Origin of the sequence: Arenibacter sp. S6351L (assembly GCF_023016025.1) — a bacterium.
In the GTDB taxonomy this organism is placed as follows: Bacteria; Bacteroidota; Bacteroidia; order Flavobacteriales; family Flavobacteriaceae; genus Arenibacter; species Arenibacter algicola_B.
The window spans coordinates 34,155-54,098 of the sequence record NZ_JALKBB010000020.1; the positions used below are offsets into that span (position 1 = coordinate 34,155).

The 19,944-nt window shown below is 39.4% G+C and carries 18 protein-coding genes; 8 read left to right on the forward strand and 10 right to left on the reverse strand.

Annotated elements, in window-relative coordinates; translation table 11 throughout:
- Positions 1–3: 3 nt before the first annotated feature.
- From MWU82_RS15775 to MWU82_RS15810, 8 genes are all read right to left on the reverse strand, one after another.
- Entirely contained in the window at positions 4–2,391 is a 2,388-nt protein-coding gene (locus MWU82_RS15775; RefSeq protein WP_247097115.1) for a DNA translocase FtsK, read from the reverse strand.
- 128 nt (positions 2,392–2,519) lie between these two features.
- The gene (locus MWU82_RS15780; protein ID WP_215948366.1) at positions 2,520–2,885 is read right to left on the reverse strand and encodes a diacylglycerol kinase family protein; all 366 of its coding nucleotides are present in this window, start codon (positions 2,883–2,885) and stop codon (positions 2,520–2,522) included.
- Positions 2,878–3,384 (reverse strand): thiol peroxidase, encoded by a 507-nt coding sequence (tpx, locus tag MWU82_RS15785; RefSeq protein WP_247097116.1) that lies wholly within the window; start codon positions 3,382–3,384, stop codon positions 2,878–2,880. The genes MWU82_RS15780 and tpx overlap by 8 nt, the downstream gene beginning before the upstream one ends.
- Before the next feature lie 188 nt (positions 3,385–3,572).
- Positions 3,573–3,830: a hypothetical protein gene (locus tag MWU82_RS15790; RefSeq protein ID WP_072861224.1), complete on the reverse strand. Its 258-nt coding sequence runs from the start codon at positions 3,828–3,830 to the stop codon at positions 3,573–3,575.
- Positions 3,811–4,125 carry a thioredoxin family protein gene (locus MWU82_RS15795; RefSeq protein ID WP_215948364.1) on the reverse strand — a complete coding sequence of 105 codons (315 nt, stop codon included), beginning with the start codon at positions 4,123–4,125 and terminating at the stop codon, positions 3,811–3,813. The genes MWU82_RS15790 and MWU82_RS15795 overlap by 20 nt, the downstream gene beginning before the upstream one ends.
- Before the next feature lie 75 nt (positions 4,126–4,200).
- Positions 4,201–4,845, reverse strand: a complete 645-nt coding sequence (locus MWU82_RS15800) for a peroxiredoxin (RefSeq protein WP_215948363.1) — start codon at positions 4,843–4,845, stop codon at positions 4,201–4,203.
- A gap of 386 nt (positions 4,846–5,231) precedes the next feature.
- Positions 5,232–6,707 (reverse strand): Na+/H+ antiporter NhaC family protein, encoded by a 1,476-nt coding sequence (locus MWU82_RS15805; protein ID WP_247097117.1) that lies wholly within the window; start codon positions 6,705–6,707, stop codon positions 5,232–5,234.
- 67 nt (positions 6,708–6,774) lie between these two features.
- Positions 6,775–7,989, reverse strand: coding sequence for an aminotransferase class I/II-fold pyridoxal phosphate-dependent enzyme (locus MWU82_RS15810; protein ID WP_247097118.1), 1,215 nt, complete (start codon positions 7,987–7,989; stop codon positions 6,775–6,777).
- A gap of 156 nt (positions 7,990–8,145) precedes the next feature.
- On the opposite strand from MWU82_RS15810, the gene MWU82_RS15815 reads away from it, so the two are divergent.
- Both MWU82_RS15815 and lpdA read left to right on the forward strand, forming a co-directional pair.
- A complete protein-coding gene (locus tag MWU82_RS15815; protein ID WP_215948360.1) occupies positions 8,146–8,604 on the forward strand; it encodes an Lrp/AsnC family transcriptional regulator in 459 nt (152 codons plus the stop codon).
- A 116-nt stretch (positions 8,605–8,720) separates the two neighbouring features.
- Entirely contained in the window at positions 8,721–10,127 is a 1,407-nt protein-coding gene (gene lpdA, locus MWU82_RS15820; RefSeq protein WP_247097119.1) for a dihydrolipoyl dehydrogenase, read from the forward strand.
- A 106-nt stretch (positions 10,128–10,233) separates the two neighbouring features.
- On the opposite strand, the gene MWU82_RS15825 is transcribed toward lpdA, so the two are convergent.
- On the reverse strand, positions 10,234–10,470 hold the full coding sequence (locus MWU82_RS15825) for a CDGSH iron-sulfur domain-containing protein (RefSeq protein ID WP_247097120.1): 237 nt from the start codon (positions 10,468–10,470) through the stop codon (positions 10,234–10,236).
- Positions 10,471–10,524: 54 nt separating this feature from the next.
- Complete coding sequence (locus tag MWU82_RS15830; RefSeq protein ID WP_215948357.1) at positions 10,525–11,724, reverse strand: heparan-alpha-glucosaminide N-acetyltransferase domain-containing protein; 1,200 nt, start codon at positions 11,722–11,724, stop codon at positions 10,525–10,527.
- Positions 11,725–11,858: 134 nt separating this feature from the next.
- Between MWU82_RS15830 and MWU82_RS15835 the strand changes: the two genes are divergently transcribed.
- The 6 genes from MWU82_RS15835 to MWU82_RS15860 all read left to right on the forward strand — a co-directional run bounded on the left by MWU82_RS15835 (position 11,859) and on the right by MWU82_RS15860 (position 19,943).
- Positions 11,859–12,392: an NAD(P)H-dependent oxidoreductase gene (locus tag MWU82_RS15835; protein ID WP_247097121.1), complete on the forward strand. Its 534-nt coding sequence runs from the start codon at positions 11,859–11,861 to the stop codon at positions 12,390–12,392.
- A 6-nt stretch (positions 12,393–12,398) separates the two neighbouring features.
- Complete coding sequence (locus MWU82_RS15840; RefSeq protein ID WP_247097122.1) at positions 12,399–13,697, forward strand: chorismate-binding protein; 1,299 nt, start codon at positions 12,399–12,401, stop codon at positions 13,695–13,697.
- 84 nt (positions 13,698–13,781) lie between these two features.
- Positions 13,782–14,627 carry an alpha/beta hydrolase gene (locus MWU82_RS15845; protein WP_247097123.1) on the forward strand — a complete coding sequence of 282 codons (846 nt, stop codon included), beginning with the start codon at positions 13,782–13,784 and terminating at the stop codon, positions 14,625–14,627.
- A gap of 32 nt (positions 14,628–14,659) precedes the next feature.
- Positions 14,660–15,964, forward strand: coding sequence for a tRNA lysidine(34) synthetase TilS (gene tilS, locus MWU82_RS15850; protein ID WP_247097124.1), 1,305 nt, complete (start codon positions 14,660–14,662; stop codon positions 15,962–15,964).
- On the forward strand, positions 15,964–17,946 hold the full coding sequence (locus MWU82_RS15855; RefSeq protein ID WP_247097125.1) for a thioredoxin family protein: 1,983 nt from the start codon (positions 15,964–15,966) through the stop codon (positions 17,944–17,946). The genes tilS and MWU82_RS15855 overlap by 1 nt, the downstream gene beginning before the upstream one ends.
- A 116-nt stretch (positions 17,947–18,062) precedes the next feature.
- Positions 18,063–19,943 carry a CocE/NonD family hydrolase gene (locus tag MWU82_RS15860; protein ID WP_247097126.1) on the forward strand — a complete coding sequence of 627 codons (1,881 nt, stop codon included), beginning with the start codon at positions 18,063–18,065 and terminating at the stop codon, positions 19,941–19,943.
- The last annotated feature ends 1 nt before the right edge of the window (position 19,944 follow it).

Genomic DNA, 19,944 nt, shown 5'->3' on the forward strand with positions numbered 1-19,944 from the left:
CTTCTATGCACTTTCATTGCTTAAAAGTTGATCCAAGGCATAAATATCAGGTACCAATACCTGACGAGCCTTGCTACCTTCAAAAGGACCAACAATACCTGCCGCTTCCAACTGATCTATAATTCTCCCGGCCCTATTGTATCCCAATTTCAACTTTCGTTGTATCAAGGAGGCCGAACCCTGTTGTGCTATTACAATTACTTCTGCCGCTTCCCTGAACATGGCATCACGGTCAGATATATTATAATCAATACTTGTGCCAGAATCATCATTTCCTGAGTATTCCGGAAGTAAATGCGCATCTGGATAAGCCCTTTGCGAACCTATAAATTCAGTAATCTTAGCAACCTCTGGGGTATCCACAAAAGCACACTGAATTCTGGTAACATCATTGCCCTGTGTAAATAACATATCCCCACGACCAATCAATTGATCGGCACCTTGGGTATCTAGAATGGTCCTCGAATCTATTTTTGAGGTAACCCTAAAAGCTATCCTAGCTGGGAAGTTGGCTTTTATAATCCCTGTAATTACATTAACCGAAGGTCTCTGGGTTGCAATGATCAAGTGAATCCCAATAGCCCTGGCCAATTGTGCCAATCTGGCAATAGGGGTTTCCACTTCCTTACCGGCGGTCATGATCAGATCGGCAAACTCGTCTATGACCAACACTATATAAGGTAAGAACATGTGCCCATCATTGGGGTTCAGTTTCCGCGCCTTAAACTTGGCGTTGTACTCCTTTATATTACGAACCATGGCCACCTTTAACAACTCGTAACGGTTGTCCATTTCTATACAAAGCGAATTTAAGGTGTTGATTACCTTATTATTATCCGTAATAATAGCTTCTTCGGAATCAGGTAACTTGGCCAGATAATGCCTTTCAATCTTATTGAATAGCGTAAGTTCCACCTTTTTGGGATCTATAAGAACAAACTTAACCTCTGCTGGATGCTTTTTATAGAGCAAAGAGGTCAATACTGCATTTAGACCAACAGATTTCCCTTGTCCAGTGGCTCCTGCCATCAATAAATGGGGCATTTTAGCCAAATCTACTACAAAAGTTTCATTGCTAATGGTTTTTCCAAAAGCAATGGGCAATTGCATTTCCGCCTTCTGAAATTTACTGGAGGCGATAACGGAACGCATGGATACGATAGTGGCATTTTTATTGGGTACTTCTATACCAATGGTTCCCTTTCCGGGTATAGGAGCAATAATCCTAATGCCAAGTGCCGCCAAGGACAGGGCTATATCATCCTCAAGATTTTTTATTTTTGAAATTCGCACCCCGGCGTCAGGTACAATCTCATATAGTGTAACCGTGGGACCAATGGTAGCCTTAATCTGAGCAATACCAATTTTATAGTTCTTTAGGGTCTCAACAATTTTATTCTTATTCTCCTCCAGCTCCTCCTGGTTGATGGTAATACCACCCGTGGCACCATGCTGATCCAAAAGATCCAATGGGGGAAACTTAAAATTGCCCAATTCCAATGTAGGGTCAAATTCACCGAAATCCTCCACCAACTTATCCGAAATATTGTCCGATTCCTCTTTCTCTTCCTTAATTTTTTCCACTTCCATGGCAATAGTATCCTCTTCTGGACCCACCTTTACTTCAAACTCGTCGTCATTGTCCTCTTTTGCCAAAACGGGGATATCTTTCTTATGGGTGTAGGTGTCTATTACCACTGGGGTTTCTTCCTTTTCATCTTCCTCCGTAAATAAAATATCGTTCTCCCTGTCACTGTTATCAACCTTGGCAGCCTTACCGTTTTTAAATTCGGTAGCCAAAGATTTTCCTTTGTCGTTTATATAAGCAACTGCCTTGTCCGGTGAAAATTGGAACAACCTTACCAAAATTACGATCAAACCAAAAAGCAATAAAAGAAAGACCCCCACTTTTCCTCCATAATCCTGAAGGAAATCGTTCATCTCGTACCCGACCATACCGCCTAACAACGGTTTTCCAGATGCAAAGAAGCCCAGGGCAACAGAGAACCAGATTATAAATACCAAGCCCCATATCCATTTTCGGAGCAGCCCTTGTTTCTGCATGCTCAAAAACATGTATAGCCCAGTTGTAAAAAGTAGAAAAGTAAATATGATTGAAGAAACACCAAATCCTTTATAGAGCACAAAATGACTTACGTTGGCTCCAAATTTGTTCAATAAATTTCTAGCCTGTTCATTCCTGTTTGCAAATTCTGTCAGTAAGCTTTGATCGTCTTGCCAGGTAAAATAAAAGGAGACAAAAGAAAAGAACAGCGCTATACTTAAAAGCATTAACAACCCCCCAAAAATAATTTTGTTCTGTTGCGATAGTTTTAAGGAAAAGCCTTTTTTAGTGGGTGTTGACTTTGGTTTTTTTACCTTTTTTGCCATTAAATCTTAAATTCTGGTGGCTAAATTACAAATTTACTTATGAACTCATTAGAACTTTTCCGATTGAAATAGCATTTTACGGAAACTCTGTACAAGCACGATAGGGAATAAGGTGCAACTAATAAATCTTATAAGAGTTTAGGAATATAGATGATAAGGCCTATAATGGATGCAGCAATGGATACCAACATGACCGCACCGGCGGAAATATCCTTAATAAACCCAATTTTTTCATCAAATTCGGGCTGGACAAAATCCGCAATTTTTTCCACGGCCGTGTTTAATCCCTCTATTCCCAGGACCAATCCAATTGCCAGAATTTGAAGGATCCATTCCGTGTTGGAAATTTCAAAATAGAATCCAGCAGCAGTCATCACCAAGGTAATAAAAACCTGTATCTTGATACTGGATTCTGTTCTTATTAAGAGTAATGCTCCCTTTAAAGCGAAACCAACACTCTTTATTCTATTCACCAAGAAGCTTTCCTTAGGCATCCATCAAGGCTTCTAATGCCGATTTGTAATTGGGCTCGTCAACGGTTTCTGCAACCTGCTCGGTATAAATAACCTTTCCTTCCTCGTTCAATACAACCACTGCCCTAGAATGAAGGGATTGAAGTGGTCCGTCCGAAAACTCCAAGCCATAGGCCTTTCCGAAGTTACCGTCCTTGAAATCGGACAACATTTCTACATTTTCTATTCCTTCGGCACCACAAAAACGACCTTGGGCAAAGGGAAGGTCTTTGGAAACACATAAAACCTTAGTGTTCTCCAATTCGGCAGCTTCCTTATTGAATTGCCTTACAGATTGGGCACATGTACCCGTATCCACACTGGGGAAAATATTTAATACCACTTTTACACCTTTGTAATCGTCCAAATGTGCATTGGACAAGTCTCCCTTGGTCAAAGAAAATGCGGGGGCTTTACTTCCTGCTTTAGGTAGTGTTCCTATAGTGTTTATGGGGTTTCCTTTAAGTGTTACTGTTGCCATGATTATTTTTTTAAATTTTGCGTGAAAATAAAAAATATATGATTGATATGTTAGGAATAATGGATAAAAAAGTAGGATTACAAAAAGCCTAGTCCAGAGGGTAAACTAAAAGAAAATCCCTCTAACCAATGAGTTGCACAGTGGAATAGAGGGATTAACCGCAATTGGTTTGATGGATTCCTTTACAATTATTTGTCTATAGAACCAACTACCCGTTGCATAAATTCGTTCAAGGCCTCTTTTTGGGGCTTACCTTCTTTAATGGATTTTTGTACCTCCAAGGCTCCGTATAGATTGGAAATCAATTCACCAATAACATCCAATTCCTCATCTTTTAATGAAGACACTTCGGTGATGGACTCCAATGTTTCTATGGTTTCCAATACATAATCCTCATCATTTTCAGCTATAAAGCTCGTAAGGTGTTTAATTACTGGTAATTTCACTGATCAAATCTTTTAAAACTTCATACTTATTGGTCTGTACCTGATTTTTGAATTCACCATCGCTAAAAATGGCAAAAGTGGGAAGATTGTCCACGTTGGCCAACTTTCTGGATTCAGGAAATTTCTCTGCATCTGCAAGAACAAAGGTAATATCCTCGTTAATGGAGGCCTCTTTTTTAAACTTGGGCTTCATTATTCTACAGTTGCCACACCAGGTAGCCGAATATTGAACAACCACATTTTTATTTTGATCAATAATCTCTTTCAGATTATCATTTTCCAATTCAACTATCATAAATTCTAAATTTAATTTTATAAAAAAGGAGTCAATTCAAAATATAAATTGACTCCTTATATTTAATTTCTGAATTTAGTTTGCGTGTGCGGACAAATAACTGGCAACACCATTCCTATCTGCGGTCATAGCATCTTTACCTTCTTCCCAGTTGGCAGGACAAACCTCTCCTTTTTCTTGAACGTGGGTATAGGCGTCTATCAATCGTAAATATTCGTTTACATTCCTACCCAAAGGCATATGATTAATTCCTTCATGGAATACGGTACCTTCCTCATCTATCAAATAGGTGGCTCTGTAAGTTACATTGTCTCCATCTACCATAACAACACCGGTTTCCTCATTATACTGCTCATTGGTTATATCCAATATACCTAAAGTAGAGGCCAGGTTTCTGTTGCTATCTGCAAGAATAGGGTAGGTTACCCCTTCAATACCTCCATTATCCTTAGCTGTATTCAACCAAGCAAAATGAACTTCGGCAGTGTCACAAGAAGCTCCGATAACCAAAGTGTTTCTTTTTTCAAATTCTCCCAAAGCAGCTTGAAAAGCATGCAATTCTGTTGGACAAACAAAAGTGAAGTCTTTTGGATACCAAAACAAGATCACTTTTTTATTGTTTTTTTGAGCTTCCTCCAAAACATTCAATTTGAAAGTGTCGCCCAAATCGTTCATTGCATTAACGCTAAGATTTGGAAATTTTTTACCTACTAAAGTCATATTTATAAATTTTATACTATTAATTTCTGATGTAAAATTACAGCTAAATAAGGCGGATTGCCAGATTCTGGATTTAAAAAACTTATTCCAATATAACTATTGTATATACCTATGCCCATTATGGATTTTACTTGCGAAGTTGCAAAAAAATGAACGGTAAATTTCGCGATATAGCAAAGATGAGAGCTAAAAAATATCAAATTTGTTTTTTGAAAATGGAGCGAGTTTTAAAAAAAATCAATTATTGGTCTATTACCCATTTTGTTATAAGAGGTTTACTCATTACCTGCCCACATATAGTTTGAAAATTGGTCAATTTGATGAAAAATTATGGCAGAAATAATCACACCTAATTATAGAATAATGACTTGTCCATTACGCACTGATCAAGCAGCTGCCGAAGAGGTCTTAAGCTGTCTTATCTTAAGATGTAGTGCTGCAAAGAACAAGGTAGTAAAAGGACTTAACCAATTGAAAATGGCGTACACAAAATATTCTGTAACGCCAACGCCCAATACACTCGATTGGTAGGCCCCACAGGTGTTCCATGGAATCAACACCGAAGTTACCGTTCCGGAATCTTCCAAGGTCCGACTCAAATTCTCAGGAGCCAAGCCCTTGTCGTGAAAAGCTTTCTTAAACATTTTACCCGGGATAACAATAGCCAGGTACTGATCACTGGCAATAGCGTTTAATCCAATACAGCTCAATACGGTACTGGCAAATAGCCCAAATACAGAAGATGCAATAGACAATAAGGATTTGGTAATTCGGGCCAACGCCCCAATACCGTCCATTATACCCCCAAATACCATGGCACAGCAAATAAGCAATATGGTCCATATCATACCTTGCATGCCTCCGGCACTGAACAGATCGTTCAACTTTTCGTTTTCCGTGACAATGGCGGTATCAACAAAAATAGCATTGAAAATAGCTGTTACATTGGAATCTGACAGGGTTTTCAATACTTCGGTTTGAAAAAACAGGGCAAACACCCCAGCCAGCCCTACACCAGTCCCCAAGGCAATCAGTGGTTTTGTTTTAAGAAGTATGAGTGCTATTACCACTCCTGGCACTATAAATAAATACGGGCTTATATTAAAGGTATTTTTAATAGTGTCCAATAATGCGCTTACATCCGCACTCCCAGAAGTCTCTATATTTAAACTAATTACGGCAAAAACTACCAAAGTAATCAATACAGTAGGCACGGTAGTAATGGTCATGTACTTTATATGCGTAAACAAGTCAGTCCCTGCCATGGCGGGTGCCAAATTGGTGGTATCGCTTAAGGGGGACATCTTATCCCCAAAATAAGCTCCTGAAATTACTGCACCGGCAATCATACCGGGATCAATACCCAATGCAGTTCCAATACCCACAAGTGCAATCCCCACAGTTGCTGAGGTAGTCCAAGAACTTCCTGTGGCCACGGAGATTATAGCAGCAATAACCACGGAAGCTGGCAAAAAAATGGAGGGATTCAATACCTTAAGTCCGTAATAGACCATGGCAGGGATAACACCACTAACCAACCAAGTACCCGCCAATGCCCCTACCAAGAATAAAATCATTATTGGGACAAGAACGCTTTTTAGGTTTTCCAGCACTTCAAGCCACATGGTTTTTAATGAGGTTTTATTAAAAAACCCAACAATAGCACTAATAGCGCCACCGATTAATAAAATAATCTGATTGGAATATTCCCCGAACCATTCCCCATCGGCATAGAAAATATTATAGGCCAACATCATCATCAAAAGAACAACTGGGATAAGGGCCTCCCAGATATTTAGTTCCTTATTTTCTACAATATGTTCATTCTCTGGTCCAGCGGGATTAGTGCTAAGGTTTTGCATCTAGTAGCTATTTGTTTCTTCGTAATATTACGATTTTGATATCTGTTCTGCAAACCCAATATTACACCTATGCCTTGGAACTTTTTAAAATTTTCAATTGGATCAAACAATCTTTCATGGCCCTATATGTTCTATCAATATGATCGTCCAATCCTATTGAAAACCGAATTAGACCATTGGACAATCCCATCTCCAATTGTTCTTCGATTGGAATTTCTGAAGAGGTGGATGTTCCAGGGGCGCTAAACAAGGTTTTATAAAATCCTAAACTAACGGCCAAATATCCCAAATGTTTCCTTTGCATTAATTCCATCAAGGCATTGGCATTTTCCAAGGAGCCTACATCCAAAGTCATTAATCCCCCAAAGCCATATTCCGGATTAAATTGTTTTTTCATAACCGCGTGCCCGGCATGTGATTTCAATCCAGGATAAACCACGCGTAATCCGTCATTTTCAAAATTCTGGGCTAAGTACAAGGCGTTTTCGCTATGTTTTTTCATCCTTATATGCAGCGTTCTCATATTCTTTAAAATGGAAGATGCCCTTAAACTATCCAAAGTGCTTCCCAACAGCATTCCAGCGCCATTATTCACATCCTTTAGGCCTAAACAAAAATCTTTAGTACCACAAACCACTCCGGCCACACAATCGCTAGTACCGTTTATAAACTTGGTTAAACTGTGAATAACAATATCGGCCCCCAATTTTGCAGGAGAGATGGATAGGGGCGAAAAGGTGTTATCCACTACCAAAGGTATGTTATGCTTTTTGGCCAGTTTGGAAAGAGCCTCATTATCGGCCACTTCCAATAAGGGGTTACTAACAGACTCACAATAGATCATTTTTGTTTTTGGGGTAATGGCCATGGCCACTTCCTCCAATTTTGTACTATCCACAAAGGAAGTTGTAATATTGAATTTCTTTAGAAAGTTCTTCATTAGGGCGTAAGTACCACCATAAATGGTCCTGCTGCTAACAATATGGTCCCCGGCATTGCACAGCTGCATAATTACAGCGCTTATAGCTCCCATACCACTGGCGGTTACATTGGCCGTTTCCGTGCCCTCCACAGCCGCCAATGCCTCTCCCAAATAAAGGTTGGAAGGGGAGGAGTGCCTACTGTAGAGATAACAGCCTTCCGTATTGCCTTCAAACGTATCGAACATAGTCTTTGCCGATAAAAAAGTATAGGTGGAAGAGTCGGATATAGAGGGATTAACCCCTCCGTATTCTCCAAAATACTGTAAATCCTGTAAATCATCAGATGCCTTAAAATCCATAATAAAATATTTATTTTACTATAAAATTAAGGGTATATCAGTAATTAATCAACCAAATAAAATAAATGTAGATTATAAATCTATATATTACATATTATTTAGTTTATTTTTATACTAGGAAACAAATAATAGCCAAACCAAAGAAAATATATCACCATGAAGTTTGACGAAATAGACATAAAACTATTGGGATTGCTACAAAATGACAGCAAAAAAACCACTAAGGAATATGCCCTTCAATTAAATCTATCGGTTACGGCCGTATACGAACGCATAAAAAGGCTGGAGAAGTTGGGGGTGGTAACCAAATATGTAGCTTTGGTGGATAAAAAGAAGGTAGACAAGGCCTTTACGGTACTTTGCCATATTAAACTGGTGCAGCACATTAAAGAGTATGTACTACAGTTTGAGCGGGAGGTACTTAAATTAAATGAGGTAGCGGAATGTTATCACACCAGCGGGGATTACGACTATATCCTAAAAATATACGTGGCCAACATGGAAGAGTATAGGGAATTCATGATCACCAAACTTACGGCCATAAATCATATTGGAAGTACCCAAAGTTCATTCGTTATCAATGAGGTAAAAAGTACTACAGAAGTGTTCATATAATAACATTTGTCCATAAAACGTTCATATCCCAAGGAATATGAATGTTGTCCAAGAATAAAACATTCGTATTTTTGTATTCACATTAATGAAACTAATCTTTTCAATAAAATAATAATATGACCCAATATGATGTAGCCATTATAGGCTCAGGTCCTGGTGGATATGTTGCAGCAATCCGTTGTGCCCAGTTAGGAATGAAGACTGCGATAATAGAAAAATATTCAACTTTGGGCGGTACATGCCTTAATGTAGGGTGTATTCCTTCCAAAGCATTATTGGACTCTTCCCACCATTACGAAGATGCCGTAAAGCATTTTGAAGATCACGGAATTGAAATTCCTGGAGAAATCAAGATCAACCTAGAGAAAATGATCGGAAGAAAGCAGGCCGTGGTAGACCAGACCTGTGCTGGGGTAAAGTTTCTTATGGACAAAAATAAAATTGATGTTTATGAGGGCCTAGGGAGTTTTAAGGATGCAACCCACATCAATATAAAAAAGAACGATGGTAAAACAGAGACCATTGAGGCAAAAAATATAATTATTGCCACAGGTTCCAAGCCATCCAGTCTGCCCTTTATTAAATTGGACAAGGAGCGCGTTATTACATCAACAGAAGCCCTAAAACTTAAGGAAATACCCAAACACCTTATAGTGATTGGCGGTGGTGTTATTGGATTGGAATTGGGACAGGTATATAAACGCCTTGGTGCAGAAGTAACGGTCATCGAATATATGGACCGTATTATTCCTGGTATGGACGGAGCACTTTCAAAAGAATTGCTGAAAGTAATGAAGAAGCAGAAGGTGAAATTTAATTTATCCCATAAAGTTAAATCGGTAGAGGCTAAAGGCAAGGAAGTAATTGTAAAAGCTGAGGATAAAAAAGGGGAAGAGATAACTTTTAAAGGAGACTATTGTTTGGTTTCTGTAGGAAGAAAGCCTTATACAGATGGATTAAACATTGAAGCTTCGGGTGTTAAACTGGAAAAGAACGGTACCATTGCCGTAAATGACCATTTACAGACCAATATCCCAAATATATATGCCCTAGGTGATGTAGTAAGAGGAGCCATGTTGGCACATAAGGCAGAAGAAGAAGGAACCTTTGTTGCCGAAATATTGGCGGGACAAAAGCCACATATAGACTACAACTTAATTCCTGGTGTGGTTTACACCTGGCCTGAAGTAGCCGCGGTAGGAAAAACCGAAGAGCAACTAAAGGAGGCCGGAGTAGCCTATAAGGTAGGTCAGTTTCCAATGCGTGCCTTGGGACGGGCTAGGGCCAGTATGGATTTGGACGGTTTCGTTAAAATATTGGCGGATAAAGAGACCGATGAAGTTTTGGGAGTACATATGATCGGAGCCCGAATGGCAGATCTTATTGCAGAAGCGGTTACGGCAATGGAATTCAGAGCTTCGGCCGAAGATATTTCCAGAATGAGCCATGCACACCCAACCTTTGCAGAAGCTGTAAAAGAAGCTGCTTTGGCCGCCACCGATAATAGAGCCCTACATGTTTAAATAATTAAACATATTGATAATAAAATAGCCCCGTTAGATTATGTCTAACGGGGCTATTTTATTATAGTAATTCCTTAAATATTATATATCTGGATTCAAATTGTATTTACAACTTGTGGGTACCGTCGCAATAAGGTGGATTCTTGGTAAGTTTACAGGTACATAAATGGGCCCTTTTATCCTCCTCAGCTTCAAAAATTAAAGGGGGTGTGGCATTTTCGGCCTTGTGGGAACCATCACAAAAAGGTTGAACATTACTATGGCTACAGGTACACCACTTATATTTTTTATCCTTCTCCAATTCCACCGCAATTGGTGAAAATTTTTTATTCGTCTCGCTCATCTATATTTTTTGTGCGAAAATAAGCGAAACTCAAGTAGTAAAAAGATGGAACTACTAATTTTTTACCATTCTAAATAAGCGTATCAAAGATAGCTTGGATTTAAGCACGAATGCTTTTAAAAGGGGCTGACCTTCCTCGTTCAACCAGGCTTCTCCCTTTTGTTGAACTAACTTAACAGCTGAAGACAATTGCAATTTTATATAAACTTTGTTTCTTTCATATTGTAGCGCCAGCATAGTAGTTGCCACCATAAAGGCCAGAGCACCGGGAATTACTATAGTAGGGGACAAACTGTGGTTCAGGAAGTAATAAAGTCCCAAACCTGTGAAACTTCCGTATAAAATAATATAATGGATCACATAGATAGATAAGGTACTTTGTCCTATCTTAAGTACGCTACTATTGCTCATAAATTTTCTAAACAACATAAATATGGCAAATACCAAGGAGACATCCCCTAATCGTATAAATAGATAGTTATTAAAATAAACTTTCGAAAACACTAACATTCCGGTCCAGTTATACAGCTTTAAAAAGAAGCCTGAGGAATAAAACAAAAGACCAAAGCCCACAATGGTAAAACTAGCAATGGCAACAGGATATAAAAATTTAAAATTCTTGAATCTATTGAACAATACGGACATAAAAGCCCCAATAGCAGCATACCCAAACCATGGTATTATTGTGAACACAGATCCATTGGCCTTGGTCAGGTAATTGGCTATCATCTCCGGCAGATAATGATGGGCGTATTGTTTATAATTTGGTTCCAGCACGAATAAGACCAGGGTAGTGGCCAATAACACTCCAGGGAACAAATATTTATTTCTGGAGCTGGTAAGAAGATAGATACCAATAATCCCCAAAATAGAAAGACCAATACAGTGCAGAACATCTACCAAATAAAAAGAACCATAAATCTGGCCCTTTAACAATCCAAAGAAGTTTAATCTAAGCAAGTAACCTATGGCCAATAACTGCAACCCCCTTTTTATCCCTTTTTTTACCCTTGGGTTATTAAACCCAATCTCATTCCCTTTTATCAGCAAATAAGTAAAAATAAAACCGGAAACCGTAAAAAAGACTGGTGCCGTAACCCCCCTAAAATATTTCCAAACAGAATAAACCGCATTGGAATTATCCCTAAATGCATTATCCAGCAATCCATCCACGAAATGCCCCTGTAGCATCATAAGGATGGCCCATGCCCTCATAGCATCAATAAAATACAATCTCAGGTTGTTATTCCCCATATTAACTTTTATGTACACCCTATATACTTGTAAAACAGTGGCTTTGGATGTTTTCGCGTGCAAAATTATGCAATTTCCTCGCAATTCAATCTATTTTACGGTATTTTCGTTGTGCAAACATTTAAATAATCAAGATGTCCCGTATACTGGCATTTGCCGGAAGCAATTCCAGCACCTCCATCAATTATAAATTAGTAAAATACACCACCTCCCTTGTTATAGATCATGAGGTTGAGCTTATAAATATGGCCGACTATAATTTTCCTGTCTTTAGTGAGGATTTGGAAAGGGAAGAGGGATATTCCGATTTACTGCGAGAGCTAAAAGATAGGATAGTACGTGCCAATGCCTTGATTATTTCTGTAAATGAACACAACAGTAATCCTTCCGCTTTTTTCAAGAATGTATTGGATTGGTTGTCCCGGGTGGACAGGAATTTCTTGGCGGACACAAAGATTTTACTAATGTCCTGTTCTGGAGGCAGAAGGGGAGGCACTGGCTCCTTAGAGGTTGTCAAGGGAATGTTACCTCGATTTGGGGGCGAAATTACAGCTACCTTTTCTTTACCGTCCTTTAATCATACCTTTGACAAGGCCAAGGGTATAACCGACCCTGAGCTTGCCGAAGGCCATAAAAACGCTTTGGAAATATTCTTGTCACAAATTTAAAAGTCTTTGCGAAAAAAGGTTTCATTTACAGTTCCGGACATTGCAGGTTTTAAGCAATCCCTATTACATTGGTCCCAACAATATTATGAGTTTGTTTGGCTGGACAGTAATGGACATAAAAGCAAGTACAGCTCTTTTGATGGTATGCTTGCTACGGATGCACTAACAACTATAGTAACGGATACCCAAAACGCATTTGAGGATCTAAGCAACTACCAATCCAACACCAAAGATTGGATTTTTGGCTATCTCTCCTACGACTTAAAAAATGATACAGAACAACTTTTTTCCAGCAATCCCGATGGCTTGAACTTTCCTGCGCTGTATTTCTTTCAGCCCAAAAAATTAATAGAAATACAGGGAACAGTGGTCACCTTCCACTACCTAAATATGGTGGCGGATGAAATTGAGGAAGATTTTAATAACATCCTGGAAGGACCTAAACCATTTGCCCCAGAATTGGAAAATCAATCGGATGTCAAAATTAAACTTAGAATATTTAAGGACGAATATTTTAGTCGTGTAAATAAAATGCTGAACCATATCCACAGAGGGGATATATACGAAGCAAATTTCTGTCAGGAGTTTTATGCGGAAAACACTAAAATAGATGCTTTAAGGACTTATCTCAAACTCAATTCCATAACCAGGGCACCTTTTTCAGCCTTTTTAAAAATAAACGATAAGTACCTATTATCATCTTCCCCGGAGCGTTACGTTAAAAAACTTGGGGACAAAATTATATCACAGCCTATTAAAGGGACTGCAAAACGCTCATTGGATAAAAACGAAGACAGGCTATTGGCAGAGGCCTTGGAAAAGGACCAAAAAGAAAGGGCCGAAAATATTATGATTGTGGATTTGGTAAGGAACGATCTATCCAAAAGTGCTTGGAAAGGTTCTGTAAAGGTTGAAGAACTCTGTAAGGTATATTCCTTTGATCAGGTGCACCAGATGATCTCCACTATAACAGCAGAGGTCTCCAGCACCAAAAATCCGGTGGATATTATCAAGGAAACGTTTCCCATGGGCAGTATGACCGGGGCTCCAAAAGTGTCTGCCATGCGGATAATAGAGGAGCTGGAAGCCTCGAAAAGAGGACTCTATTCTGGAACGGTGGGTTATTTTACCCCTGATAACGAATTCGATTTTAACGTGGTCATCCGAAGCATTCTCTATAATAAAACGGCCCAATATGTCTCTTTTTCCGTAGGGAGTGCCATAACTGCCAAGGCAATTCCAGAAAAAGAATACGAGGAATGCCTGCTTAAGGCCAAGGCTATGAGACAGGTACTTGAAAATTAATAGGCCATTTGGTAATATTCAATTTTCAATCTACCTTAAGCGTTTATAAATTTAGGTATACCTAATACTCTATATTTAATAACTATGGATGTAAGAATGCTTGATCTTCATTATAAGAACATCCCCATTAACGCATGGTATTCCAGACCCAAAATAGTTAGAGGTGCCGTGGTACTGGTACATGGTTTTGGCGAACATTCGGGCCGCTACATGTACGATGTGATCCCAAGACTTTTGGAAGAAAATTTGGCCGTATTTTGTTATGACAATATTGGTCATGGAAAATCTGGCGGAAAACGGGGGCATTGCCCTAGTTATATGGCACTTTTGGAACTATTGGACAATATAATTGCAAAGGCAAGAATGCTAAACCCCAATAAGCCCATATACCTTTACGGACATAGTATGGGGGGAAACCTAGTATTGAACTACGACTTGAGAATAAAATCGGATTTGGCCGGTATTGTGGCGACGAGTCCATACCTTAAATTGGCTTTTCAACCCCCTAAATGGAAAATGATCTTAGGCAAAGTTATGTTGAAAATAATTCCCTCCATTACAATGTCATCTGGCCTGAATCCACAACAAATCTCCAGAATAAACCAGGAGGTGGAAAAATACATTGCAGACCCTTTAGTTCATGACCGAGTAAGCCCCATGTACTCTTTTCCCATAATGGCGGCAGGGGAGTGGGCTATAAACAACGTCAGCAAACTAAAGGCAAAAACCCTTTTATTGCACGGTACCGGCGATAAAATTATAGATTATAGGGCCACCGAAAAATTACACAAAAACTCCAATAGTACCGAACTACATTTAATTGAAGGCGGCTATCACGAATTACACAAGGATGTTGGAAGCAAAAACACTTTGGATATAATCGGCATTTGGCTAAGGAAAAGCTTGGACCAGTTCTATAACCAAATGTAGTTGCTATCATTTTTCTTGTGTAAATTAGCCGTGTGTTAGAAAACTTTAGGAATCACATAGACCTACACTTTCCCCATCTAAAAGAAGGTAAATTTATATTGGCCTGTAGTGGGGGTGTGGACAGTGTTGTCCTGGCACATTTATGTAACTCCTATCGGTTGGATTTCTCCATAGCGCATTGCAACTTTAAATTGCGCGGGGAGGAAAGTGATAAGGATGAAGAACTGGTCAGGGATTTGGCCGAGAATTTGGGCAAGGAAATTTTTGTGACCACTTTTGATACCCACGGGTATATGGCCCAACATAAAACCAACTTGCAAATTGCTGCACGGGAACTCCGCTATAATTGGTTTTCGCAAATAATGGCAATTCACAATATTAAAACCCTTGTCACAGCCCATCACGCCGATGACAGTTTGGAAACCTTTCTTATCAACTTGTCCAGGGGAACCGGAATCGAAGGGCTTACCGGAATACCATCGCATACCGACACCATCTCCAGACCCTTATTACAATTTTCCAGGAGCGAGATCAAAAGATATGCGGAAGTCAATGCCATTCGTTGGAGAGAGGATGCCAGTAATGAAAATACCAAATACTTAAGGAATAACATTAGGCATAATATTATTCCGAAGTTAAAGGAACTCAATCCCTATTTTTTAGAAAATTTTTTAAAGACCCAAGAATATCTTCGGCAGACCCTAGAAATATCCAATCAGCAAATAGTCCAATTAAGAAAGCAACTTTTTTCAAAAGAGGACGGAATAGAAAAGGTAAATGTAGACTCCCTGTTGGCACTTAATCCTACCAAAGCATATCTCTTTCATTTCCTTCGGGAGTACGGGTTTACACAATGGGACGACATTTACGGACTTCTAAGCGCCAACAGCGGAAAAGAAGTGCATTCAAACACCCATAGATTACTGAAGGACAGGGACTTTTTGTTGTTAAAACCCAAAGTACTTAAAAATACCGAGGTTTTTAATATTGATGACGGACAAGAGGCGGTATTAGAACCTATATCCTTAAAATTCAGCACGGTTAAAGCCATTGGGGAAACCTCTTCTAAGATAATTTATGTAGATAAAGAAACGTTAAAGTACCCATTAACAGTCCGTAAATGCCAAAAAGGAGATTATTTTTACCCCCTTGGAATGTCGGGCAGGAAAAAAATATCCAAATATTTCAAGGATGAGAAGATGGATGTTTTTGCCAAAGAAAACCAATGGTTGGTGTGTTCTGGCAATAATATTGTCTGGATAATAGGAAAACGTGCCGACGAACGTTATAAAATTACGGATAGGACTAAAGAAATTTTAAAGATTACATTAGAATAATGAAACATATACTGGGATTGATTTTAATGGTGTTCAGTTTTTTCTTGGGGTTTTCCCAGTCGGATAATGATCCGGCCATATGGACCTATGAAGCAGAAAAAATATCGGATACCGAGTACAAGCTTATCTTTAAGGCCGATATATATGAAGGCTGGCATATCTATTCCCAGTTTACGGATGAAAATGGTTCTTTGCCAAGTGAATTTACATTTGAAAAGGCAGGTGAGGACTATGAATTGGTAGGAACCACTACAGAAAGTGAAACCCTTACCGAATACTCCGATATTTTTGAGGTGGATGAAACTTTCTTCAAGGAAAAGGCTGTCTTTACCCAAAAAATAAAATTATTGAATCCGGAGGTTAAACAGGTTACCGTTGATTTGTTCTATCAAATCTGCAAGGAGGTCTGCATCCCAAAGGATGAAATATTCCATATTTCCCTGACCGGAGAGGAAATAGTTGTTGCGGAACAGAATGTGGACCAGCGAAGCCTGGATATGAGTGCTGCCTTAATGCTGGACCTTAAGCACAAGGAATTGTTAGTTAACGGGGATATAAATGCCGTGAATGAAAAATCTGGTCTTTGGACCATTTTCGTTTTAGGCTTTTTGGGCGGCTTAATTGCGCTTCTAACTCCCTGTGTATTTCCTATGATACCATTAACAGTATCCTTTTTCACCAAACAAGGGGCCAACAGATCCAAAGGAATTGCAAATGCCTTGCTGTACGGTTTTTTTATAGTACTTATTTACTTTTTATTGAGTTTGCCCTTTCATTTGTTCGATTCTGTAGATTCACAAATATTGAATACCATTGCCACCAATGTATGGCTAAACCTATTCTTCTTTCTCATTTTTATATTTTTCGCCTTCTCCTTTTTCGGATATTATGAATTGACGCTCCCTAGTTCATGGGCCAATAAAATGGACTCGGCCTCCTCCAAGGTGGGAGGAGCTTTTGGAATCTTTTTTATGGCAGTTACCTTGGCCATTGTATCCTTTTCCTGTACAGGTCCTATTTTAGGAGGATTGTTGGGCAGTACTGCTTTGGCGGAAGGAGACGTGGCTACCAACCTGTCCATGGGGATGGTCGGTTTTGGAGTGGCCCTGGCCTTGCCCTTTGGCCTTTTTGCATTGTTCCCTACATGGCTTAATTCGCTGCCTAAATCTGGAGGATGGATGACTACGGTAAAGGTTACCCTTGGTTTCTTGGAATTGGTATTGGCATTTAAATTTCTGTCCAATGCGGATTTAGTAGGGAACTGGGGAATTTTTAAACGGGAAATATTCTTGGGGATTTGGATATTATTATTTGTATTGCTTTCCCTTTACTTATTCGGAATATTTAGATTTCCGCACGACGGACCAAAACAACGATTGTCGACTGGCAGGAAGCTTACCGCCGTCCTAAGCACAGCTTTTGCCGTCTACCTAATATTGGGGCTATCCAAAATAACCGATTTGAAACTGTTGAGCGGTTTTCCACCCCCCCAGTTTTATAGCATTTTCGAAACAGAAAGCGATTGCCCTTTAGGAATAGATTGTTTCAAGGATTTTGACAAAGGCCTTGCCCATGCCAAAAAGGTAAACAAACCGGTACTGTTGGATTTTACAGGATGGGCCTGTGTAAATTGTAGAAAAATGGAGGAAACGGTCTGGAGCGAGCCGGATATCTATCCTATCCTTAAGGATGAATATGTTTTAATATCGCTCTACATAGATGATAGAAAGGAATTGCCTGCCGAAGAACAATTCGATTTTAAATACGAATCCGGACGCGTAAAAAAAATCAATACCGTGGGTGAAAAATGGGGTACTTTCCAGACTTTGAACTTTAATGCCGCCTCTCAACCATATTATGTAATCATGTCCCCTGATCTGGAAATTTTGAACACAGCTGTGCAATATACAGATCGGGACACCTATAAGGAATGGTTAAAAAAAGGGGTGAGCAATTTTAAGGAATTAGGACAGCTTAAATAGGACCCACACAAAAGTGTTCCTGGTTATTTAACCATTAAACCATGTCCCTGACAAGGTAAATAATCGTGAAATGGGCATAAAATCCTATAGATACAATTAAAACTAAATCAACCTTCATGAGAAAGATTATATTTATTTTATCGGCTATAATACTGGTATCGTGTGGAAGAATAGGGATTCAACCTTCGACAAATAAAACCAACACCGGAGTTGTTGACACGTATAACCCCACTAATTTTTACAACAAAAAGGAAGTCACCATTCCTATGCGTGATGGGGTAAAATTACATACCACAATCTACTCCCCCAAGGATACTTCCAAGAAGTATCCCATTCTCATGTCCAGAACGCCTTATAGCTCCAGACCCTATGGCTCTAACGAATATAAAGCCTTGATATCTCCCAATAGAAAAATGATGAAGGAGGGGAATATTGTAGTTTACCAAGATGTTAGGGGCAGGTGGAACAGTGAAGGGGTCTATGACAATATGAGGGCTTATATTCCCAATAAAAAGGATGGGGAAGTAGATGAGGCCTCGGACACTTATGACACTATAGAATGGCTGATAAACAATGTGGAAAACCACAATGGCAATGTAGGCATTTGGGGAATTTCCTATCCTGGTTTTTATGCCACTTATTCTTTATTGGATGCCCATCCAGCACTAAAGGCGGTTTCGCCCCAAGCCCCGATCGGGGATTTCTTTTTCGACGATTTTCATCATAATGGTGCTTATTTACTGAGCTATTGGAGGGCTACGGCGGTATTTGGATATATAAAAGACCAACCTACCACCGAAGAATGGTATTCTTTTCCCGAACTGGGCACAGAAGACCAATACCAGTTCTTTTTGGATGCCGGTCCATTGTCCAACTTGGACAAGTATTACAAAGAGGACAATGTTTTTTGGCAGCAACTAAAAGAACATCCGAACTATGATGATTTTTGGCAAAAGCGTGGAATCATACAACATTTGGAAAATATTAAACCGGCAGTGATGACCGTTGGAGGCTGGTTTGATGCGGAAGATCTTTACGGTCCATTAAACACCTATGAACATATAGAAAAAAACAGTTCCAATTATAACACCATCGTAATGGGGCCATGGAGCCACGGCGATTGGTCCAAGGAAACAAAACGCCAAGCCATTGGCAATGTCTATTTTGGGGATGATATCTCAAAATTCTATCAGGAAAATATTGAAACCAGGTTTTTTAATCACTTTTTAAAAGGGGAGGGGGCGACCACTAATTTGCCCGAGGCCTATGTTTTTGATACGGGTACCAAGGAATGGAAAACTTTTGATACCTGGCCTCCCAAGAACACCTCCAAGGAAACGTACTCCTTACAGCGCAATGAACGTTTGGGACAGATTGCAACTAGGGAATACTCCTTTCAGGAATTTATAAGCGACCCAAAAAAACCTGTCCCTTATTCCGAAGACATAAAAATGGTGTTTACCCCTCGTAAGTTCATGACCGATGATCAGCGTTTTGCCGCCCGTAGACCCGATGTTTTAATATTTGAAACCGAACCCTTGGAAACGCCACTTACCCTTGCCGGTGATATCATGGCGAAACTTAACGTTTCCACCACTGGTACGGATGCAGATTGGATTGTAAAAGTTATTGATGTATATCCCGCAGACCATAAGGATTACGAGGAGACCCAGGCCTATTTAAAAATGGGCAACTATCATCAAATGGTTCGTAGTGAGGTAATGCGAGGCAGATTTAGAAACGATTTTTCAAAACCCGAACCTTTTGTTCCTGAAGAGGTAACTCAGGTTAACATTCAACTTCAGGATGTTTTCCATACTTTTAAGAAAGGCCATAAAATACAGGTGCAGGTCCAAAGTACTATGTTTCCCTATATAGATATTAATCCTCAAACCTTTGTAGAAAATATATTTCAAGCCAAACCTGAAGACTTTCAAAAACAAACACATCGTGTCTACAACACTTCTTTAATAGAGTTTACCACCCTAAAACCTTGAC

Excerpts from the sequence above, each read along its gene's own strand:
- MWU82_RS15775 (WP_247097115.1), bottom strand. The coding sequence starts at position 2,391 with ATGGCAAAAAAGGTAAAAAAACCAAAGTCAACACCCACTAAAAAAGGC.
- MWU82_RS15780 (WP_215948366.1), bottom strand. The coding sequence starts at position 2,885 with ATGCCTAAGGAAAGCTTCTTGGTGAATAGAATAAAGAGTGTTGGTTTC.
- tpx (WP_247097116.1), bottom strand. The coding sequence starts at position 3,384 with ATGGCAACAGTAACACTTAAAGGAAACCCCATAAACACTATAGGAACA.
- MWU82_RS15795 (WP_215948364.1), bottom strand. The coding sequence starts at position 4,125 with ATGATAGTTGAATTGGAAAATGATAATCTGAAAGAGATTATTGATCAA.
- MWU82_RS15800 (WP_215948363.1), bottom strand. The coding sequence starts at position 4,845 with ATGACTTTAGTAGGTAAAAAATTTCCAAATCTTAGCGTTAATGCAATG.
- MWU82_RS15805 (WP_247097117.1), bottom strand. The coding sequence starts at position 6,707 with ATGCAAAACCTTAGCACTAATCCCGCTGGACCAGAGAATGAACATATT.
- MWU82_RS15810 (WP_247097118.1), bottom strand. The coding sequence starts at position 7,989 with ATGGATTTTAAGGCATCTGATGATTTACAGGATTTACAGTATTTTGGA.
- MWU82_RS15815 (WP_215948360.1), top strand. The coding sequence starts at position 8,146 with ATGAAGTTTGACGAAATAGACATAAAACTATTGGGATTGCTACAAAAT.
- lpdA (WP_247097119.1), top strand. The coding sequence starts at position 8,721 with ATGACCCAATATGATGTAGCCATTATAGGCTCAGGTCCTGGTGGATAT.
- MWU82_RS15825 (WP_247097120.1), bottom strand. The coding sequence starts at position 10,470 with ATGAGCGAGACGAATAAAAAATTTTCACCAATTGCGGTGGAATTGGAG.
- MWU82_RS15830 (WP_215948357.1), bottom strand. The coding sequence starts at position 11,724 with ATGGGGAATAACAACCTGAGATTGTATTTTATTGATGCTATGAGGGCA.
- MWU82_RS15835 (WP_247097121.1), top strand. The coding sequence starts at position 11,859 with ATGTCCCGTATACTGGCATTTGCCGGAAGCAATTCCAGCACCTCCATC.
- MWU82_RS15845 (WP_247097123.1), top strand. The coding sequence starts at position 13,782 with ATGGATGTAAGAATGCTTGATCTTCATTATAAGAACATCCCCATTAAC.
- MWU82_RS15855 (WP_247097125.1), top strand. The coding sequence starts at position 15,964 with ATGAAACATATACTGGGATTGATTTTAATGGTGTTCAGTTTTTTCTTG.
- MWU82_RS15860 (WP_247097126.1), top strand. The coding sequence starts at position 18,063 with ATGAGAAAGATTATATTTATTTTATCGGCTATAATACTGGTATCGTGT.